Consider the following 20,408-nt stretch of genomic DNA (forward strand, 5'->3'; position numbering starts at 1 on the left):
GAAGCGAGGTGTTGTGAAACAAGCAATCCCAAAAAGGATTTAAGGTGCCGGCTGTTGCACCACCGCAGCGGCTTGACCTCCACCCGCGGTACCTACAGATACCGCCGCAGCATCACTTGCTACAAAAGTAACAACCTGGGTTTGCATTTCACCAGTCGTCAGGAACTCGCCCTGCACTGGTGCCACCCCTTCTTGCTCATTTGGCCGCAGTAAGGAACTGTGATGTCCAGCAGTCATATTAATCAGAGCATTGCCGCTCAGTGGAATCGGGTTTGCACTGGCACCAAGCTGGGTAGTCCGCAACAAGGTTGCAAGCCCTGTAGTCCCTGAAAGCGGGAAACCCTCTGGTGCATTGGGCACCACCTTGTCTGCCGTGTAAGTCTGGCCATCACCCAGCTCAGCACCTCCCACTACTTGCTGCATCAGCACCGGCACTGTCAAACCACCACAGGTCATGATGTTTGGATAGTCTCCAGCCGCAGCCAGCGCCGCATCGCAAGTTTCAGCCCCAGCAAGTGACTCGGCGAAACTGACCGGATCACCTGAATCGACCGTGCTCTGAGCGACATACAGGAAGCGTTCAAAGTCAGAACTTCCCGGAACAACGCCCTCTGCACTCAAGCCTGCACTGATCACCGGGCCAAACGTCGCAGACGCTCTGAGAAGTTGCGTCAGCTGTCCGCCAGAAGCAGAAACAGCAAGGCCACTCAACGGATTCAGCTTGCTTTGCAGCATAGCGGCAAGCCCGGCATCAATCCCCGCAACTTGCTGAGCAAGAGCATTGTCTGCTGCGTAAGCCAACTGGTTCACTGTGGCGTAAACAGAACCTACAACGCCGCCCAGTGAAGCACCCACCACTTTCACATTCGACACATCCAGCCCAACAAGGCCGCCCGATTGCAGTTCCGAATCAATCGCTGCCAAGCTGGCATTCAAATTCAGAAGATCCATAACACCTTGGCGTACGTTATCCCGGGTATTAGTGAGAACCGCCAAATTAATAAAGTTGGTAGCTGATGACGCGCCATCAAAGGCTCGGCCACCATGCAATGGCAGATCGATAGCCACCGTTGCAACACAGGCTTTGGCGAGACTATGAGCCAGGGCTACCACAGAGGTCCTATCGCTCCCAATGCCATGCACATACATAACAACGGGAAGACCGTCAGGATTTGCAGCTGAACAGGTAACACCTGTTGCAACCTCATACTCTGCATCAGGCAATGTTACCTGAAGCGGAACCGTTTCCAGGCTCGCCTGTTCAGCAAACGGATAGCGATAGGTCACATTGAATGTTGTGCCGTCAGCATCCGGCAAAGGCAGGACGGGAGGCAGTTGATCTGCAACCTGCTGGGGCAGGCTCGCTTTGACTTTTGGCAACAGGGAGGCACCGATAGCCTTATCCGCTTGCCAGCTATCCAGCTTGTAATTGCCAGAAACAGTTGTTTCTGGGGTTCTCAGGTAATAGGGCAACTCAATAGTGCCGGTGTACATGGAGCCAACATTAGCATCAAGACCGGTCGGGACAGAAAGATCAACCCCGCTGTCCGGAACGTCGACAACTCGAGGAACAGGTGTGCTCAATGAAACACCTTCTTGCAAAAGCGCACCGAGATTCTGGACTGCGGCAACAGCATCAACGCCGAAAGTACCCACCTGCGCTTTCACGATTGCTGCACTCGGCGCAGCGTTCGCCACAAGTGGCGTCACCGGATCGGACGTAGTGAAAGTGTACGAGATGACGATAGAGTCTTTGGCCGCATTTGCCACCACTGGATCTTGTGGTGGTCCGCCAAGCAATACGCCTGTCGCAATAGTCTCCCAAACTCCTACTACTAGACGAACGGAAGCCAAATCACCAGTTACAGCTGGCTCGGACTCTCCCAATAAATGATAGGCTACAGAGCCTTGCACAGGCTCGCCCGCGGAGTCCAATAAACCATTAGTTACAAAAACCAAATATTTCTTTGATGACAGCAATGGTTTCAGTGGTGTCACACGCAGCACATTGTTGCTGCCACCATCCAGAGAAACAGCAGAAGCACTGTATAAGGTCGATGACACTGCCTCGGAATCCACGCCTTGAATACTGGTCAACTCAAGAGCTTCTGAACTGCCGGTATCCAAAGGAACAAGAAAAACGTTTGGTGTACACTGGGCCCCCATTTGCGCCATGATCGGCGTACAAATGCTATCGGGATCGATACTTCCCTCAAAGGCAATATCGAAGGGCGCATTGGGCGAGAAACCATCCAGAGCATTGACAGCTGCTTCGGCTGGATTGTTGGCATCACCCAAATTGGCCGTACCGTCAACGGAGCCATTGAAAATCAGATCCGTATTAAGGGGTAACTCTGACGTTACCGGATTGAACTTGGGGTAAGTACCAAGGAGCTGTGCACCCTGGCTTTGATCCTCGACGCTATCGCTACCGCCACCACAGGCGGCCAGTGCCATAGCGACTGCAACTGGCAGTACTTTCTTATAGATATGCATGAGGTCTCCCGAACCTTTGTTATTTAATTCTTGCTCGGCTCACTGTGCCGTGAGCCAGGACGTTACTTTCATTCGTAAAACCGGCCTCAGTCCAAAAAACCAGCCTGGAAATATCGCGTAGGCAGAATATCGTACCTTTGTACTGTTAACCAATCCAAGTTAAAGACAAAATGCCCCGAAGGGCCAATAAAATGACGACCCGCTGGTCACAAAAAGAGTGCGCAATTAATTGTTTATTGCAGTGTATCCGGCCCTCGCAGAGTCACAGGCTGCTCCTCTGCGCCATCCTTGCCTCCATTGTCACTCTTGCAAGCCTGCTCCATATAACCTGTGCGCTGGTCTTCAGGCAGATTTTTCGCCTCCCAGGCCAGCACCGCCTGCATACACATTTCGCGCTGCTCCTTACTGAGGGTGCGGCCATCCGGCCATTTACCCAGCTCTACTGCGCGACGCATGTTGTCGCAGATTTCCGGGGTCATGGTGGCAATCAGATCTTCAAAGCTTTGGTAAGTCATGGTTTGTTCCGGTAGAAAGGCGTCTCGCCGATCGGCAGAGATTGGCTCCCGCCAATTTCCACCCTACGATCAACGTTGGTCTGTCTTTTGACTTTCGCTATTAACTATTCACTATTAACGATTAACTGCTCGTCAGTTGCTGTCGCCCGGGCGAGTACTCCAACCCAGTTTGGAGCGGCAGGCCTGGTAGAAATCATGGCCGGGCGGGTGGATCAAGTGCAACCGGTGCGGTTTCTTGCGGATCACGATCACATCATCCACCTGCAGACGAATCCCTTCTGTGCCATCGCAGCTGACCAGCGGGCGCACTTTTTCCGTGGTGATATGAATCTTGATCTCGGAATCACCCGCCACCACCAGCGGGCGGCTGGTCAGTGTATGCGGATTGAGCGGTACCAGCACCATGGCATCCAGTTTGGGATGCATGATGGGCCCACCACCGGAAAGGGCATAAGCAGTAGAACCGGTGGGGGTAGAGATAATCAGGCCATCGGAACGCTGACCGTAGACAAAGTGGCCATCTATGCCCAATTCAAAGTCGATCATGTGCACGCTGTCACCAGACAGCAGCACCACGTCATTGAGCGCACTGCCCTCTCCCACCACCGTCTTGCCGCGCCGCACTTCCAGATCCAGCAGAAAACGTTTTTCGGTGGTGTACTCACCGTCCAGCACCTGGCCGACACGGGATTCGATTTCAGAAGGAAGGATATCGGTCAGGAACCCCAAGTGGCCCCGGTTAACGCCCAGCACAGGCACTTTATAGCGGGCCAGGGTACGCGCGGCGCCCAGCAGGCTACCGTCCCCACCCACCACAATCACCAGATCACAGGCCTCACCCATTTGCGCAGGGCTGGCGGCCTGCAGCCCCATCTCGGGGAGACTGTCGATGATGTTTTTGTCGAGGATAACAGTACAGTCACGACCATGCAGAAAGTGGATCAACTGGCGCAGTGAATACAGCGCCTGTTCACTTTCCGAGCGGGCAATCAGACCGATATTGCGAAACTTATCTTGTGACACAGAGATCCCGGGGCAGCCACTGCTGCTGTCGGTTGCGGGGCACCGCTACCGACAGCAGCGATCACCCCTGGGTCATGCTCTCGTTAAGGGTAGCAGCATTGGCATTAAGGCCGCCATCCAGGACGATTACATCCAAGCCGGCGTTTTTTAACAAAAATGCCGCCGTGGCGCTACGTCTTCCGGTATCACAGTAGGCCACATAGGTCCGCGAGGGGTCGAGCAGGCGGGATTTCAGGCGCAGCACGTTCAGAGGCATATTGCTGGCACCGCTCAGGTGTCCTTGGTCATATTCATCGCTAGTGCGCACATCCAGCCAGGTAGCACCCTTCTCTACTGACTCCAGCACCTTGTCAGCCGGCATGGTATTGATAATCGGCTCACGCAATAACGCATCAAAGTCTTTGCGATCCAGACGCATCAGTACGCCATCGGTGGCCATGGACACGGTGGCGTTACGCGGTTTCCCGGACAACAGCGCCTCTTCGCCAAACCACTGCCCCTCTTCCAGCATGGCTACGGGGGTCGGCTCACTATCTCCCATGCTGACCGCTACCTCGCACACCCCTTCTTTGAGGATATAGCAACAATCCGCAGCCTCGCCCTGGCGGATGATCACATCACCTTCTTTCTGGCGATAAGCGCGCAGGCGACGGAAGATTTCCAGGATATTGGTGGGAGGTACCCGATGGAACAGCTTGGAACGCAGCAAGCGAATCATCCATTCGCGGTCGTTCTGGTAGGCTGAATTGGCATTGATATCAAGAATCACATAGCCCGCAGACTGATCCCAGGACAGGATGGTATCCAGACGGAAGCTGTCAAAACGCACCACGCTCACTTCCCCCAACGCTCTGGCGGTGCTGCGGCGAGGCTGGGCGTGATCAAGCGGGTGCCAGGAAGCAGAATCCCCGGCACTGACCACCTGGGTCTCACCGCTTTCATCGGTGAGCTCTACTTTGCCGCTAAGCAGATAAATGGTGGTGTTGTCTTCGTCACCTAACGAAAAAAGGACATCACCTGACACATAGCGGCACACCTCCTGCTGATCCAGCAGCCAGTCCAGTTGATCACCAGACAGGGCATTAACTGGTACAAACGTCTGCAAAAGGCTTTTATCAATGGATTCTCGCGCCATAACTGCCGCTCCCGGTCTTTTTGATCACGCGTTTTCTGGTTATATCCAGACTAACATCTGCAAAAAGCCGACCAGTTCCACGCGAGAGGGAACTGGTTCACATTTTTTGTTTACCGAAATTTCAGCACGTTATCGATGGCGGAGTCATTCCGGCAGTTTGGACAGCGGTTGGCATTGCAGTCAGAGACGCCAGGCTTGAACTGGTTGGGCACCTCCACGCGGATAACCCGCTTGCCACACACCTGCCCCTCCACACCTGCTCTGACCTGACAAACCGGGTTCTCGTAGTGAGCCAGCCAGGCACGATAGTGATCTTCGGTGACCAGGCACTTGCGGGCCGCAAACGCCACCGGGTTTTCCATGTAACTGGCAATCTGGTCTGCAGGTACCGAGATATGACCGGCACCGGGATGAAACGCGATAAAGCTCAAACCCAGGTCTTCCAGCTTCTCCAGCACCTTCTGCGCTCCGGTGCTCGCTTCCTTCACCTGATTGCGCTTGAGCTCTGCAATCTGCTCTTTCTGCTGGCCAATCAGATCATCCCGGGTCAGCACATCCATTTCCTTGGCATGGATCTGCTCGGCAAGTTTGGCGCGCTCTTCTTCGAGACGCTGCTCCAGCGCCAACTTGTATTGCTCGGTCAGCACTTCCAGCTCGCTGCCCTGGTTGGCGCTTTGATGGGTCTGCTCCTCAAGGCTCTTGTTCAGGCTCATCACCTGCGCCTTGAGTGAATCGTTTTGCTCACGCAAGGCGCCATTCTGGGATTTCAACGCCTTGAACTGGCCCAGCACCTTTTCCAGCTGGGCATTGAGGATCTCTTCTTTCTGTTGGGCAGCATAACGCAACTTGGCCACTTCCTCGCTCTGGGAGTTCTCCAGAGTCTGAACCCGCAACCGTAACTCTTTGATAATTCTAGCTAAACGAACACGTTCCTCATCATCTTTCTTGCGCGAATCATCCTCGTCAGGACTGATGGTGGGAGCCTGCCCCGCAAGAACTGGTGGAGGGGCCATGTTGCTATCCATGTCATCATCGATTTCCAGACCCATCTTGGGACCACGCTCAAGAATAAGGTCACGAATCGCGATGAAATCATTGGCACCTGGCTTCATACCAGGATCCCAAAGTTGATCCTGATGCCAGGCCACAGGACACTGACTACGACAGGCGAGTCGGATTGGGCCAGCCCCCATATCCGGACCCTGACCTGCATGCTCGGCCAGATGGCGAAGCGGCACATTCCAGGTGGTGTCGGCCATGCCGTCTTCATCAAAATCGATGTTAAACAGCACCAGCGCCCGCACTTTCAGGTGTCCATTCACCAGGCAATAGGCACCACGTACCTCCTTGTCGGTAAACTCAGGCACCCCCACCATGCCATCGAGAATCGCCTCGAAATCCGAATACAGCATGCTCTTGCTGATACCCCGATGATCAAAAAACAGAATGGCTTCGGACGTCACTGCGGATGCAGACATGTGTGCCTTTCCTTTCCCTGAAATTATTGTTGTCGCCACTAACCTGCGCGGCCCCACACCGGAAGGTGACGCACAGAGTCAGAATGCTGCCAATTATAGTCAGCCCCAAAAACAAAGTGTGAACCGAATGGCTCCCAAAAAAAAGCGCATTCTCAAACCATAGAATGCCGCAGTCATCGTCCAGCGACCATAACCGGGATCACGTTGTGAGACTTATTTGGCGATACGAATCAAAGCAGAGGGATTGGAGCGAAGGAAAAACAAGGAGAGCGGAACAAAGTAAGGCATAGCCCCGAAACGGGAGGATTACAGCTCCTCACCGTCATCGGCCCAGCCATCTTCTTCCAGCCATTCTTCCAGGCTTTCCATCATTTGCCTTTCCTCAAGGCGCTCTTCAAACAGCTCTTCCATGGGTATTCCTCACTTGTCATTGGATTGGTTGCCAGGTGATTAGACAGGCAAAACGTGACAAGTTCATTAATTGGACGCTCGACGCCAGATACTCAACGCCAGGCAAAGACAAACCAGCGGTTTGCCCATCTGTCTGGGTCAAAACCTTGGCCAGCCCTTCCATGGAAACTAAGCGCAGTGAAGTAACCCCCTCTGGACGCGGGCGTTTGCCATGCCCTTCGGGTGCGATCGCGCCCCTCTCCCTATCGGCACAGCCCCTTCGCGACGGAACCGTCGCTCCCACAAAACCAGAATCACAGCTTAACGCGGACAGCTAAAGCAACAATGAGAAGGAGGGCAGGAAGGAGGAGCGGCATTTCGAGCAGAAACAAAAAAGGCCCTCATTTCTGAGAGCCTTTCCTGCTGAATAGTGGCGGAGCGGACGGGACTCGAACCCGCGACCCCCGGCGTGACAGGCCGGTATTCTAACCAACTGAACTACCGCTCCACATTCCTTTCGGAATTCTTTCAAATTTTGGTGGGTGATGACGGGATCGAACCGCCGACCCTCTGCTTGTAAGGCAGATGCTCTCCCAGCTGAGCTAATCACCCATGTTCGCGTCGCTGCGAAGTGGGCGCCATTTTAGGGATTGGGCCGGGGGTGTCAACGGCTTTTTGCAGAAAAGTGTTCGTTTGGCTACAAAATGGGCGAAACGACCAAAAAAGCAACGGACCACGAGCTTCTGGCCGCCCGATACAAGCAATACCGAGCCATATCAAGGCCCTACAATACGATGCAATGGGGTCGGGCCAACCAGGGCGCCTTTGCTTTTTCTCTCAGCTAGCCGCTCGAAGCTAGCCGCTATTCTTTCTCCAGCGCTTCGATCTTCGCCTTGGCCTCATCCAGCGTATAACGACCCGGCAGGTTATCACCATTGGGCTTGGCGATGAGGTAGTGGTGGATATCCAGCGCCCAGGTTTCCCGGTTCAGCTCCCCTTCTTCCAGAATGCTGTAACCCGTCCGCCCCCAAGCCAGGGCATTGCCAATCATGGCGCCTCCCCGATCACCCTTGCCAGCATGATGTCCGCCAGATCATCCAGGCTGACAGGCCCCTCGCGATCAAACCAGTTCGGCGTCCACCCTATCATCCCGGTGAGCAAACGACGGAGGATAAACGGATCCGTTTTCATTACCCCCTGCTGATGCAATTCACTCAGGGAATCCAGCCAAAGCTGCTCATAAATACTGCGCAACGCCAGCGCCTTGCGCTGTTTATCCTCACTGAGACAACGCCACTCGGTAACCATCACCGTCATCGCCTCAGCCGTATCACCGACAATAGACTGCAGCTCGGCACGAATCAGGGCCCGAAGCTTGCCCGCCGCCGTCGCCTCACTGGCTACCGCCTGCTGCAGACGGGCGGTATTGAAATGAATCACCTCTTCCATCACCGCATACAGGATGTCTTCCTTGGTTTTAAAGTGATGAAAAATAGAGCCACTTTGAATCCCCACTGCCGCTGCAATATCCCGCACAGTGGTTCGATCGAACCCTTTGTCCCGGAACAGGTGTGCCGCCGCGCTAAGCAGACGCCCACGCGGAGAATCATCGATTCCGTTGATTGCCAGTGATTCAGCCATTGTTACCCTCATTAATTAAGCTGCATATTATCCCGGTTAGGAGTGGTGGGCAGCAAGGCGGAAGAGTGGCAAGTTGCAAGTCCCAAGTTACAAGGCGCGAACACATGAATGAGCCCATCCCAGACGTCTGCACCGCGCCTCAGGCCCCTTGGTACGCGGGTACAGCCCTCAACGATCGCACAACATCTCTCGCGCCTTGTAACTTGGGACTTGCAACTTGAAACTGGATTCTCGCCCTTTACAAACCAAGCGCTTGCTTGGTAGCTTACGAGACCACGCTCAAACAGGCAAATGGAGCCAACATGACCGATCCGATTCGCATCGGCTGTGCCGCGGGTTTCTGGGGCGACACCAACAGCGCGGCCTTTCAGTTAGTCAAACAGGCAGATATCGATTATCTGGTGTTTGATTATCTCGCTGAGGTCACCCTGTCCATCATGGCCGGGGCGCGCATGAAAGATCCCAGTGCCGGCTATGCCCACGATTTCGTCAACAATGTCATGGCACCGCTTGCCAGAGACATCAAAGACAAGAAGATCAAAGTGATCAGCAACGCCGGTGGCGTCAATCCCCGTGCTTGCCGAGAGGCGCTTGAGAAAGTGTTTGCCGCCGCCGGAGTGGAGCTGAACATCGCGCTGGTGGAGGGAGACGACCTGAATCCCCGTCGTGCCGAACTCAGCGACCATACCGAGATGGACACCGGCGCTCCCCTGCCCCCCATGACCGTGACCATGAATGCCTATCTGGGTGCGCTACCGATCAAAGCCGCCCTCGATGCAGGGGCAGATATTGTACTCACAGGTCGGATCGCCGACTCAGTGCTGGTACTGGGCCCACTGATGCATGAGTTTGGCTGGGACTCCGATGATTACGACAAACTGGCCCAAGGCTCACTGGCCGGTCATGTGATCGAATGCGGCGCACAATGCACAGGCGGTAATTTTACCGACTGGCGGGATGTACCTGATTTCCACAATATGGGCTTCCCCATTGCCGAATGCTATGCGGACGGCCACTTTATTATCACCAAACCCGCCAATACCGGTGGCTTGGTAACCCCGGCCACCGTCGGTGAACAGATCGTCTATGAAATCGGCGATCCCCGCGCCTATATCCTGCCCGACGTGGTGTGCGACTTCACCCAGGTGGAACTGGAGCAAACAGGGGAAAACCGGGTTAGCGTAAGGGGCGCCAAAGGTCTCGCACCCACCAATAGCTACAAGGTCTCCGCCACCTACCCTGACGGCAACAAAATCACCGCGTCCTTCCTGATGGGCGGCCTGGATGCCCCAGAGAAAGGCCAGGTTGTAGCTGACGCCATTCTGAAAAAAGTCGGCGGCCTGTTCCAACAACTGGGTATGGCTCCCTTCCGCGAAACCAGTGTGGAGATTCTCGGAAGCGAGAGCACCTATGGAGCCCAGGCACAGCGATCCGACACCCGTGAAGTGGTGGTAAAAATTGCCGCCCTTCACGACGACAAGAAAGCACTGGGCCTGTTTGCACGGGAAATCGCCCAGGCAGCCACGGGCATGGCCCCCGGACTGTCAGGCCTGGTTGGCGGTCGCCCCAAGCCCTTCCCCCGCATTCGCTTGTTCTCCACCCTGGTCAATAAAGATCAGGTGCCCGTTACTGTGGATATGAACGGTGAAACGATCCCGGTGGAGATTCCCGCCGGACAACCCTTCGATACCAGCCAGCTACCTGCTGATGCCACTATCGCCAGCCAGGAGGGAGATACCGTGGTGCCCCTGGTCAAACTGGCCTGGGCCCGTAGCGGAGACAAGGGTAACCACGCCAATATCGGCATCATCGCTCGCAAGCCCGAGTACCTGCCTTTCATCAATGCGTCAGTCACCGAACAAAGCGTCGCAGACTACATGCAACACGTACTCGACCCGGATAGCGGTAGTGTCAACCGCTGGGCCATGCCCGGCATGAATGCCTTCAACTTTCTGCTGAAAAATGCGCTGGGCGGCGGAGGCATTGCCTCGCTGCGCATTGATCCGCAAGGCAAGGCCTTCGCCCAGCAGCTGCTGGATATGCCCATCCCGGTCAGCAAGGAAATTGCTGACGAACTACTCTGATGATTTTGATTTAAGCGTCAGACGACGGACGTCCGGCGCTTTCAACAACAAACAAGGAAACACCATGTCTTATCGCTCCGTTTTCAAACCCGACCTGTTCGCCAGCAAGAACATCATTGTAACGGGTGGCGGCTCCGGAATTGGTCGCTGTACAGCACACGAACTCGCCGCCCTGGGAGCACGGGTAGTGTTGATTGGTCGCAAGCAGGAAAAGCTGGATACGGTGATCGCCGAAATTGAAGAAGACGGCGGTAATGCCATCGGCTTTGCCTGTGACATTCGTGACGAAGAAGCCGTAAAAGCGACAGTCGCCGAAGTCTACAAAGCCGTTGAGGTGGTACACGGTCTGGTCAACAACGCCGGAGGGCAGTTCCCCTCCCCGCTGGCACTGATCAACCAGAAAGGCTGGGAAACCGTGGTACGCACCAACCTGACCGGCGGATTCCTGATGGCCCGTGAGGTATTTACCCAGGGCATGAACCGCAACGGTGGAGCCATCGTCAATATTGTCGCCGACATGTGGGGCGGCATGCCGGGCATGGGGCACTCCGGTGCCGCCCGCGCCGGCATGGTGAACTTTACCCAGACAGCAGCCTACGAATGGGGCAGCTGCGGAGTGCGCGTGAATGCGGTGGCACCTGGCTGGATCATGTCCAGCGGCATGGACACGTACCCGGAGGGCTTCAAGCAGACTCTCAAGACACTTCAAGCCGCTGTGCCACTCAAGCGCATGGGCAACGAATCCGAAGTCTCCGGCGCTATCTGCTTCCTGCTCAGTGATGCGGCGGCCTTTATCAGTGGCGACACCCTGCGTATTGATGGTGCCGCCAGCCAGGGCAACATCGCCATCTTCCCGCTGCCCGATCACGACAAGAGCAAACCGTTTGACGGCTTCCACCGCGCTACCACACCCGACGTTTTCAAGGACCTCTAATGCCTGTGATTGAATCTGCACTGGATACCCAGAGCGAAGAATATCGTCAGAACCGGGAAGCTCTGCTGGCGGCGGTGGCCGAATTTCGGGCTATTGAACAACAGGTAGTGGATACCGCCGAGAGTAAGCGCCCGAAATTTGAAAAACGTGGCCAGCTCCTGCCCAACGAGCGGGTTGCACGCCTGCTGGATCCAGGGTCGCCCTTTCTGAGCCTGATGAATCTGGCCGGCTTCAAGATGCACGATGACAAGGACGGAACAGAAGCTGGCGGAGGCATCATTGCCGGCATCGGTTATGTGTCCGGGGTACGTTGTCTGGTCACCGCATCCAACTCGGCGATCAAAGGTGGAACCATCAGCCCTTCCGGGCTGCACAAGACACTGCGGTTACAGCGCATTGCTCTGGAAAACAAATTGCCCATGGTAAGCCTGTCTGAATCAGGCGGAGCCAACCTCAACTATGCTGCCGACGTTTTCGTAGACGGGGCCCGCACCTTTGCCAACCAGGCAAGACTGTCCGCCGCTGGTGTACCGCAGATCACGGTAGTTCACGGGAATGCCACCGCCGGTGGTGCCTACCAGCCCGGCCTGTCCGACTATGTCATCGTGGTGCGCAACCGCGCCAAGATGTTCCTGGCCGGCCCACCGCTTCTGAAAGCCGCCACGGGCGAAATCGCAACGGATGAAGAACTGGGTGGTGCCGAAATGCACGCTGGCACCGCCGGCACCGCGGAATACCTGGTAGAAAATGATGCCGATGGCATTCGTCAAGCCAGAGAGTTAATGAAGATGCTCGGCTGGCAACGAGCGGCCAACACGGCTCCCGAACACCACGCCCCACTCTATGATCCGGAAGAATTGCTCGGCGTCATCCCTGCTGACTCGAAAAAACCCTACGACGTCCGCGAAGTCATTGCACGCATAGTCGATGGCTCGGAATTTCTCGATTTCAAATCAGAATGGGACAACGCCACCGTATGCGGCTGGAGCACAATCGAAGGAAAACCGGTAGGCATTATCGGCAACAACGGCCCGATCACTCCACGGGGTGCCGCCAAAGCTGCCCAATTTATTCAGCTTTGTGACCAGACTCGCCGCCCTCTACTTTTCCTTCACAACACCACCGGCTTCATGGTGGGCACCGATGCGGAACAGAACGGTGTAATCAAGCACGGTTCAAAAATGCTGCAAGCCGTTGCCAACGCCAGGGTGCCGAAAATTTCCGTGGTGATTGGCGGCTCTTACGGAGCCGGGAATTATGCCATGTGCGGCCGGGGCCTCGACCCACGTTTTATTTTCGCCTGGCCCAATTCCAGAGTGGCGGTGATGGGTGGCCAGCAAGCCGGCATGGTGCTGCGCATCGTCGCCGAGGCCAAACAACGCGCCGCCGGCATCGAACCGGATGAAAAGGTGTTGGAGATGCTGCAACAAACCACCGCCCAGAAGCTGGATAGCCAGTCTACCGCCCTCTACGGCACCGCCCGACTCTGGGACGACGGCATTATCGATCCGCGAGACACCCGCAAGGTGGTGGCATACGCACTGGATGTGTGTGACGACGCCGACCAGCGGCAGCTGCACCCGAACGCGTTTGGCATCGCGAGACTGTAGAGCAGTTACGAGTTGCGAGAAGCGAAAAGCGAAAAGCGCCACCAGGTTTCAGGTTTTCGCAACTCGTAACTCGACACCGCCCAGAAAATAGACAAGCAACCCGGCAGAGAATGTTGCCGGGAAAGAACACGTCAGGAGAGAAGCATGATTTTTACTCAGGAACACGAAGAACTTCGCCGTACAGTCCGTAATTTTGTTGAGAAAGAACTGAATCCCCATGTACGCGAATGGGAAGATGCAGGGCGTTTCCCGATTCATCAAGTCTTCAAAAAAATGGGCGATCTTGGCCTGCTGGGCGTGACCAAGCCGGAAGAGTTTGGCGGCATGGGACTGGACTACTCATACGGTCTGGTCATGAGTGAAGAAATGGGTCGTGTACATTGTGGTGGTGTGCCGCTGGCAGTAGGCGTACAGACCGATATGGCCACTCCTGCACTGGCCCGATTCGGCAGCGATGAGCTGCGCCGTAACTATCTGGCACCCGCTATCGCCGGCGATATGGTGGCATCCATCGCTGTATCCGAACCCCATGCCGGATCCGATGTTGCCAACACAAAAACCACCGCCCGGAAAGACGGCGATGACTATGTGATCAACGGCACCAAGATGTGGATCACCAACTCACCCAGTGCCGACTTTTTCTGTCTGCTCGCCTGTACCTCTGACGACAAGCCTCACGTCAACAAGTCTCTGATCGTAGTCCCCCGCGATGCCGCCGGCATCACCGTAGACAAGCCCCTGAACAAACTGGGCATGCGCTCCAGCGAGACCGCGCAGGTATTCTTCGACAATGTGCGCGTGCCCCAGCGCAACCTGATCGGTCAGGAAGGCATGGGCTTCATGATGCAGATGATGCAGTTCCAGGAAGAGCGCCTGTTCGCCGCCGCCAACAGCCTGATGGGCATGCAACACGTCATTGACGAAACCATCGCCTACGCCAAGGACCGCGACGTTTTCGGCATGCCTCTGATCGATAACCAGAGCGTGCACTTCCGTCTGGCTGAACTGCAAACCGAAGTGGAAGCCCTGCGTGCCCTGACATACCGTGCCTGCGAAATGTATGTGGGCGGTAAAGATGTGCTGCAGCTGGCCTCGATGGCCAAACTGAAAGTAGGCCGTTTGAGCCGTGAAGTCGCGGATAGCTGTCTGCAGTACTGGGGCGGTAACGGCTTTATGTGGGAAAACCCGGCCGGCCAGCTTTACCGTGACGGCCGCCTGGGTTCCATCGGTGGCGGAGCCGATGAAGTCATGCTCGGGATTATCTGTAAGACCATGAATATCTTGCCGGGCAAGAAGAAATAACAGGAGCAAGCTACAAGCTTCAAGCTGCAAGGCGCGGATTGGGACTTTTTGAATTTAAGCGCCCTGCCCGCGCACAAATCATGAAGCGCGGGCAAGGCGGCTCGAAAAACAGCCAAACCCTCGTTCGTGTTGAAGCTTGTAGCTTGAAGCTTACCCCTCAATTTTCGCGCCTCAAGTGGCGCTCCTGCAGCGGCTCTGTAGAGAGGATTTATGACTTTACCCACAACCGAAACACTGAACCTGAACCTGGACGGCCCGGTGTTACATATCACGCTGAACCGCCCGGAAAGTCGCAATGCCATGAGCCTGACCATGGTCAACGAGCTGATGGCCGTGTTCGAGTCGGTCAAAGATGACACCTCTATCCGGGCCTTGGTGCTGCGCGGTGCTGGCGGTCATTTCTGTGCCGGTGGCGATATCAAGGATATGGCCGGTGCGCGCCAGAAAGCCGCGGCCGGAGATAGCGACGCCTATGTATCCCTGAATCGACGTTTTGGCGAAATGATTACCGCTGCCAATCAGCAACCTCAGGTGATCATTACCGTGCTGGAAGGCGCAGTGCTTGGTGGTGGTTTTGGTCTTGCTTGCATCTCCGATGTGGCCATCGCCCACGCGGATGCCACTTTTGGTCTGCCCGAAACCGGGCTCGGCGTGATCCCTGCCCAAATCGCCCCCTTTGTGGTGGAACGCATCGGCCTAACCCAGGCGCGTCGTCTGGCACTCACGGGCATACGCTTCCAGGGCAACGACGCTTTACGGCTCGGTATTGTTCATGAAGTGGCCAGTGATGAAAGTGAGCTACAGACCGCCTTGGAAAACACCCTCAAGGCAGTGCGCCGCTGTGCGCCGAATGCCAACCGGGTGACCAAGGCGCTGGTTCTGAAAGTCGGCCAGGAACCCATGGATACCCTGCTCGATCAAGCCGCTGTTGATTTCGCTAACGCCGTGAACGGTGAGGAAGGCCAGGAAGGCACTATGGCATTCGTGCAAAAGCGCCCAGCGAGCTGGAATCAATAAAGCAGTAGCAAGTAACAAGTTTCAAGTTGCAAAGCGCGATCAACGGCATCGGGAAACACACCGTTGTCGCCGCGCACATAACATTCGGCGCGGCATATAAGTCCGTCGTTTGGCACATCACCCTGTTCGCGTTGCAACTTTCAACTTGAAACTTGCAACTCAACAAAGGAAACACCATGAGCTTTGAAAAAATCCTGATTGCCAACCGCGGTGAAATCGCCTGCCGGGTTATCAGCACGGCCCAGTCCCTGGGCTACCGCACCGTGGCGGTGTATTCCGAGCCGGATGCCGGGGCACGTCATGTACAAATGGCCGATGAGGCCGTGTGCATCGGCCCGGCACTCGCCAGTGCTTCCTATCTGAATATGGATGCCCTGCTGGCAGCCTGTCGCCAGACCGATGCCGATGCCGTGCATCCCGGCTATGGCTTTCTGTCCGAGAACGCGGCTTTTGCCAAGGCCTGCAAAGAAGCAGGTATTACTTTTATTGGTCCGGATGAAGATGCCATCCACTTGATGGGCTCAAAGCGTCTTTCCAAGATCGCCATGATCGAAGCCGGAGTACCCTGTATTCCTGGCTACGAGGGCGAAGACCAGAACGATGCCACCCTGCTGAAAGAAGCTGAGCGCATTGGCTTACCTCTGATGATCAAGGCCAGCGCCGGCGGCGGCGGGCGCGGCATGCGGGTAGTAACCGATGCTGCAGAGATTCCCGCACAACTGAAGAGTGCCCGTCAGGAAGCAGCCAGCGCATTCGGCAGCGACGAACTGATTCTTGAGCGCGCGGTGATGGAACCCCGCCATGTGGAGATCCAGGTATTTGGTGATCGTCACGGCAACGTCATTCATCTTGGCGAGCGCGATTGTTCTGTCCAGCGCCGCCACCAGAAAGTCGTGGAAGAAGCCCCCTCTCCTGCGGTCAATGAAGCACTGCGTCAGCAGATGGGCGAAGCCGCTGTGAATGCGGCCAAGGCCTGCCAGTACGTGGGCGCGGGCACGGTAGAATTTCTGCTCGCCCCCAATGGTGAATTCTACTTTCTGGAAATGAATACCCGGCTGCAGGTGGAACATCCCGTTACCGAACTGGTGACTGGCCTGGATCTGGTTGCCTGGCAAATCAAGGTAGCACGCGGCGAACCGTTGCCCCTTAGCCAGGATCAAGTCACCTTGCGTGGCCACGCCATGGAAGTACGCCTTTACGCCGAAGATCCGGCCCAGAACTACATGCCGCAAACCGGGCCGATCCTGCAATGGCAGCCAGCCGGTGGGGACGGCGTGCGCATTGATCACGGTCTCGTGGAAGGGCAGGAAATTGGCAGCCACTACGACCCCATGTTGGCCAAGGTGATCGCCTGGGGCGAGAGCCGGGAAGATGCCCGCCGCCGGCTGATCCGAGCCGTAGAAGACACCCAGCTGATGGGCGTGAAAGACAACCGCCGCTATCTGGCGGCGATCCTGCGTCATCCGGTATTCGCCAACGGGGACGCGACCACTGCCTTCATCGGGGCGGATTTTGCGGACGACCCCAGCCTCTGCGAGACCAGCGTACCTGATGGTCTGTGGGCATTGGCCGCCCTGCTATTCAGTCGTCAACATGACACCCACCCGATGCTGGCCGGATGGCACTCCAGTTCAGTGGGGCAGCAACCGCTACATCTGGGCTGTCAGGGCGAGGAAAAAGCCGCCGCCCTCAACTATCAAGCTGATAGCGTTGAGGTCACTCTAGGAGAAACCGTTGTCACTCTGACGGAATCTACAGACGGTCGTATCAACGTGAACGGCGTTACCCGGGATTACCGGGTCTGCCAACAGCAAGGGCACCTCTGGATTCAGTTCATGGGGCATACCGCCTGCTTCGAAGACCGTACTCATCAGGCAGTGGGCGGCGCCGAACAGGCGGGATCCGGCCAGATCCGGGCCCCCATGGACGGGGCCATCGTAGAAGTACAGGTGCAAGCTGGCGACAAGGTCAGCAAAGGCCAGGTACTGGTGACATTGGAGGCGATGAAGATGGAGCACAGCCTCAAGGCCGATTGCGATGGCATCGTCGAGTCTCTCTCCCTGAAAGCCGGTGATCAGGTCAAACGCCAGCAGCTGCTGGTTAACCTGACTCCCACAGACGCCTCTCAGGAAACAGCGCCATAATGGTCCCGAATCACGGCCGTGCATTTTGGGCCAAAACCGACCAGCTCTCGTGCCTCGAGAGCTGGCATACCGGGCCGCAGCTTGCCCTGCCCTGGTGCTGCGGTTAAGGTAAGCGCCCCGCTTGCCAAATTCCGGGCCTGACCGAGATGTCAGGGGATAACGACACCTGTCCGCCGTCTCGGTCCGGACACCGTTGCGCCCCCCATAACGTCTCTGGCCCCCCAAGAACACACACAAATGGAGCTCCCATGAGCAGCGCAGACATCATTACGTTGCCCCAGATTCTGTCCCGGGTTCCCGAGCTGGTCTCCAACCTCCCTGCCATGATCAAGGGATCGCGGATGGCCAAAATCACCGACACCAAGAAACCGCTTGGCCTCGGTGTCGCCATTGAACACGCTACCAGCATCAATCCCAACGGCGCAGCCGTGCTATATCAGGACACTGAACTGACCTACAAGCAGTTCAATGCCTGGGCTAACCGTATTGCTGACTATCTGGCGTCTATCGGCCTCAAGAAAGGCGATACCATTGCCGTAGATATCGAAAACCGCCCGGAGCTGCTGGCTACAGTAGTGGGCTGTGCCAAGCTGGGCGTCTGTGCCGCACTGATCAATACCTCACAGCGCGGTAAGGTACTGGTGCATTCTTTCAATCTGGTGAAACCGAAAGCTGCCATCATTGGTGCCGAGCTGGTGGATGCCATTGAGGAAGTCCGTGCAGAACTGGATCTGAAAGAGAACTTCTTCTTCTTTGCCGATCAGGACACCCTTGAGAACCCGGGCGAAGCCCCCGCCGGCTACAAGAACCTGGCCAGCGAGATCAAGGATTGCTCCAGTGAAAATCCGGCCTCCAGCAAGCAGACCTTCCTGAGAGACCCGCTGTTTTATATCTACACCTCAGGCACCACAGGCCTGCCCAAGGCAGTGGTGTTCAACCACGGCCGCTGGGAAAAAGCCTACGGTGGCTTTGGCTTCTCTGCCGTTCGCCTCACCAAGAATGACCGCATCTACACCACTCTGCCCTTCTACCATGCCACCGGCATGGTGGTTTGCTGGGCTTCAGCCATTGCCAATGCCGGCTCCCTAGTGATTGCACGCAAATTCTCTGCCAGTGGCTTCTGGGATGACATTCGCCGTTATAACTGCACTGCCTTTGGCTATGTAGGTGAACTGTGCCGCTATCTGCATGAGCAACCAGAGAAACCCAACGACCGAGACAACCAGGTGCACACCATCGTGGGTAACGGCTTGCGTCCGAGCATCTGGAAGGGCTTCAAACAGCGCTTCGGCATTGATCGCGTCGTCGAGCTGTATGCCTCTTCCGAAGGCAACGTGGCATTTACCAATGTGTTCAACTTCGACAACACCGTCGGCTTCTCCCCGGTAAGCTACGCCATCGTCAAATATGACAAAGAGCGCGAAGAGCCGGTCCGCAACAGCAGCGGCAACATGATCAAGGTGGGGCGTGGCGAAGCGGGCCTGATGCTGGGTGAAATCACCGACAAAACGCCTTTCGACGGCTATACCGACCCTGAAAAAACCGAAAAATCCATTTTCCGGGATGTATTCAAGAAAGGGGACGCCTGGTTCAACACCGGCGACATGATGCGTGATATCGGTTTCCGTCACGCCCAATTTGTTGACCGTCTCGGCGACACCTTCCGCTGGAAAGGTGAGAACGTTTCTACCACTGAAGTCGAGCAGATTCTGGATGGCTTTGATGGCATTCAGGAGTCCGTGGTTTACGGTGTGGAAATCCCCAACACCAACGGCCGTGCCGGCATGGCTCAGGTTCGCATGACCTGCTCCCATGAAGAGTTTGATTATCAGGGGCTGTGTGCCTACCTGAAACAGGAATTGCCTCACTATGCCATTCCGGTCTTCCTGCGTATCAATGAGCAGGAAATGGAGACCACAGGCACCTTCAAGCATCAGAAAAACAAGCTTAAGGATCAGAAGTACGACCTGGCGCAGCAAGACAATGCCGTTTATGTGCTGCTGCCCGGCGAGTCCTGCTACCAGAAGCTGGATGAAGAAACCCAGAAAGGCATTGATGGCGGCGCGTATCGTTTCTAAACGCTGCATGCTGCACACCTGAGGCAACACGCGCAGGCGACCATCATAAAAAAAGCCGCGCCCTTACCGGTGTATCGGTCACGCAATGGCATCTCATAGCCCACGACAGATGCACCATGGGAGCAACGGCTCTGCCGCGCTACGCTGCCAGGGCCCTTTCGCGGTCGAACGCCCGCTCCCACAGAAGGCAAGCCTGTAGAGGCTCCCGGATCGGGATGCCTCCTGTGGGAGCGACGGTTCCGTCGCGATGCCCGGCCTCGCCCCTTTCGCAGTCGAACGCCCGCTCTCACAGATGGCAAGCCTGTAGAGACTCTCGGATCGGGATGCCTCCTGTGGGAGCGACGGTTCCGTCGCGATGCCCGGCCTCGCCCTTTCGCGGTCGAACGACCGCTCCCACAGAAGGCGAGCCTGTACAGGCTCCCGGATCGGGATGCCCCCTGTGGGAGCGACGGTTCCGTCGCGATGCCCGGCCCCACCCATTCGCGGTCGAACGACCGCTCCCACAGAAGGCGAGCCTGTAGAGGCTCCCGGATCGGGATGCCCCCTGTGGGAGCGACGGTT

The 20,408-nt window shown here is 56.4% G+C and carries 14 protein-coding genes and 2 tRNA genes; 7 read left to right on the forward strand and 9 right to left on the reverse strand.

Going from position 1 to position 20,408, the window contains the following annotated elements; all coding sequences use genetic code 11:
• Positions 1-39 precede the first annotated feature (39 nt).
• The 9 genes from Y5S_RS01490 to Y5S_RS01530 all read right to left on the reverse strand — a co-directional run bounded on the left by Y5S_RS01490 (position 40) and on the right by Y5S_RS01530 (position 8,678).
• Positions 40-2,496 carry a hypothetical protein gene (locus Y5S_RS01490; RefSeq protein ID WP_052041317.1) on the reverse strand — a complete coding sequence of 819 codons (2,457 nt, stop codon included), beginning with the start codon at positions 2,494-2,496 and terminating at the stop codon, positions 40-42.
• A 233-nt stretch (positions 2,497-2,729) separates the two neighbouring features.
• The gene (locus tag Y5S_RS01495; protein WP_035229676.1) at positions 2,730-3,011 is read right to left on the reverse strand and encodes a YeaC family protein; all 282 of its coding nucleotides are present in this window, start codon (positions 3,009-3,011) and stop codon (positions 2,730-2,732) included.
• Between the two features lie 132 nt (positions 3,012-3,143).
• Positions 3,144-4,034 carry an NAD(+) kinase gene (locus Y5S_RS01500; RefSeq protein WP_035229679.1) on the reverse strand — a complete coding sequence of 297 codons (891 nt, stop codon included), beginning with the start codon at positions 4,032-4,034 and terminating at the stop codon, positions 3,144-3,146.
• A gap of 61 nt (positions 4,035-4,095) precedes the next feature.
• Positions 4,096-5,169 carry a cyclic nucleotide-binding domain-containing protein gene (locus Y5S_RS01505; RefSeq protein WP_035229681.1) on the reverse strand — a complete coding sequence of 358 codons (1,074 nt, stop codon included), beginning with the start codon at positions 5,167-5,169 and terminating at the stop codon, positions 4,096-4,098.
• Between the two features lie 110 nt (positions 5,170-5,279).
• Entirely contained in the window at positions 5,280-6,647 is a 1,368-nt protein-coding gene (locus Y5S_RS01510; protein WP_035229684.1) for a hypothetical protein, read from the reverse strand.
• Positions 6,648-7,468: 821 nt separating this feature from the next.
• Positions 7,469-7,545: transfer RNA gene (locus Y5S_RS01515), tRNA-Asp, on the reverse strand.
• Positions 7,546-7,573: 28 nt separating this feature from the next.
• Positions 7,574-7,649, reverse strand: a tRNA-Val gene (locus Y5S_RS01520).
• Between the two features lie 250 nt (positions 7,650-7,899).
• Entirely contained in the window at positions 7,900-8,088 is a 189-nt protein-coding gene (locus tag Y5S_RS01525) for a hypothetical protein (protein WP_035229686.1), read from the reverse strand.
• Positions 8,085-8,678 carry a TetR/AcrR family transcriptional regulator gene (locus Y5S_RS01530; protein ID WP_035229690.1) on the reverse strand — a complete coding sequence of 198 codons (594 nt, stop codon included), beginning with the start codon at positions 8,676-8,678 and terminating at the stop codon, positions 8,085-8,087. Before Y5S_RS01530 ends, Y5S_RS01525 begins: the two co-directional genes overlap by 4 nt.
• A gap of 302 nt (positions 8,679-8,980) precedes the next feature.
• On the opposite strand from Y5S_RS01530, the gene Y5S_RS01535 reads away from it, so the two are divergent.
• The 7 genes from Y5S_RS01535 (at position 8,981) to Y5S_RS01565 (ending at position 19,847) form a co-directional block, all read left to right on the forward strand.
• On the forward strand, positions 8,981-10,762 hold the full coding sequence (locus Y5S_RS01535) for an acyclic terpene utilization AtuA family protein (protein ID WP_035229692.1): 1,782 nt from the start codon (positions 8,981-8,983) through the stop codon (positions 10,760-10,762).
• Between the two features lie 64 nt (positions 10,763-10,826).
• Entirely contained in the window at positions 10,827-11,696 is an 870-nt protein-coding gene (locus tag Y5S_RS01540) for an SDR family oxidoreductase (RefSeq protein ID WP_035229694.1), read from the forward strand.
• Positions 11,696-13,306: an acyl-CoA carboxylase subunit beta gene (locus Y5S_RS01545; RefSeq protein ID WP_035229697.1), complete on the forward strand. Its 1,611-nt coding sequence runs from the start codon at positions 11,696-11,698 to the stop codon at positions 13,304-13,306. Before Y5S_RS01540 ends, Y5S_RS01545 begins: the two co-directional genes overlap by 1 nt.
• A gap of 144 nt (positions 13,307-13,450) precedes the next feature.
• Entirely contained in the window at positions 13,451-14,608 is a 1,158-nt protein-coding gene (locus Y5S_RS01550) for an acyl-CoA dehydrogenase family protein (protein WP_035229699.1), read from the forward strand.
• 210 nt (positions 14,609-14,818) lie between these two features.
• The gene (locus Y5S_RS01555; RefSeq protein ID WP_035229702.1) at positions 14,819-15,625 is read left to right on the forward strand and encodes an enoyl-CoA hydratase/isomerase family protein; all 807 of its coding nucleotides are present in this window, start codon (positions 14,819-14,821) and stop codon (positions 15,623-15,625) included.
• A 176-nt stretch (positions 15,626-15,801) separates the two neighbouring features.
• The gene (locus tag Y5S_RS01560; protein WP_035229704.1) at positions 15,802-17,769 is read left to right on the forward strand and encodes an acetyl/propionyl/methylcrotonyl-CoA carboxylase subunit alpha; all 1,968 of its coding nucleotides are present in this window, start codon (positions 15,802-15,804) and stop codon (positions 17,767-17,769) included.
• Positions 17,770-18,017: 248 nt separating this feature from the next.
• The gene (locus Y5S_RS01565) at positions 18,018-19,847 is read left to right on the forward strand and encodes a long-chain-acyl-CoA synthetase (protein ID WP_035229706.1); all 1,830 of its coding nucleotides are present in this window, start codon (positions 18,018-18,020) and stop codon (positions 19,845-19,847) included.
• Positions 19,848-20,408 lie beyond the last annotated feature (561 nt).

It is taken from the genome of Alcanivorax nanhaiticus (assembly GCF_000756665.1).
GTDB classification, from domain to species: Bacteria; Pseudomonadota; Gammaproteobacteria; order Pseudomonadales; family Alcanivoracaceae; genus Alcanivorax; species Alcanivorax nanhaiticus.

What these genes read in the sequence shown, in the direction of transcription:
- Y5S_RS01560 (WP_035229704.1), top strand. Translation starts at nt 15,802, where the DNA reads ATGAGCTTTGAAAAAATCCTGATTGCCAACCGCGGTGAAATCGCCTGC.
- Y5S_RS01510 (WP_035229684.1), bottom strand. Translation starts at nt 6,647, where the DNA reads ATGTCTGCATCCGCAGTGACGTCCGAAGCCATTCTGTTTTTTGATCAT.
- Y5S_RS01540 (WP_035229694.1), top strand. Translation starts at nt 10,827, where the DNA reads ATGTCTTATCGCTCCGTTTTCAAACCCGACCTGTTCGCCAGCAAGAAC.
- Y5S_RS01505 (WP_035229681.1), bottom strand. Translation starts at nt 5,169, where the DNA reads ATGGCGCGAGAATCCATTGATAAAAGCCTTTTGCAGACGTTTGTACCA.
- Y5S_RS01545 (WP_035229697.1), top strand. Translation starts at nt 11,696, where the DNA reads ATGCCTGTGATTGAATCTGCACTGGATACCCAGAGCGAAGAATATCGT.
- Y5S_RS01550 (WP_035229699.1), top strand. Translation starts at nt 13,451, where the DNA reads ATGATTTTTACTCAGGAACACGAAGAACTTCGCCGTACAGTCCGTAAT.
- Y5S_RS01535 (WP_035229692.1), top strand. Translation starts at nt 8,981, where the DNA reads ATGACCGATCCGATTCGCATCGGCTGTGCCGCGGGTTTCTGGGGCGAC.
- Y5S_RS01555 (WP_035229702.1), top strand. Translation starts at nt 14,819, where the DNA reads ATGACTTTACCCACAACCGAAACACTGAACCTGAACCTGGACGGCCCG.
- Y5S_RS01530 (WP_035229690.1), bottom strand. Translation starts at nt 8,678, where the DNA reads ATGGCTGAATCACTGGCAATCAACGGAATCGATGATTCTCCGCGTGGG.
- Y5S_RS01565 (WP_035229706.1), top strand. Translation starts at nt 18,018, where the DNA reads ATGAGCAGCGCAGACATCATTACGTTGCCCCAGATTCTGTCCCGGGTT.
- Y5S_RS01495 (WP_035229676.1), bottom strand. Translation starts at nt 3,011, where the DNA reads ATGACTTACCAAAGCTTTGAAGATCTGATTGCCACCATGACCCCGGAA.
- Y5S_RS01525 (WP_035229686.1), bottom strand. Translation starts at nt 8,088, where the DNA reads ATGATTGGCAATGCCCTGGCTTGGGGGCGGACGGGTTACAGCATTCTG.
- Y5S_RS01490 (WP_052041317.1), bottom strand. Translation starts at nt 2,496, where the DNA reads ATGCATATCTATAAGAAAGTACTGCCAGTTGCAGTCGCTATGGCACTG.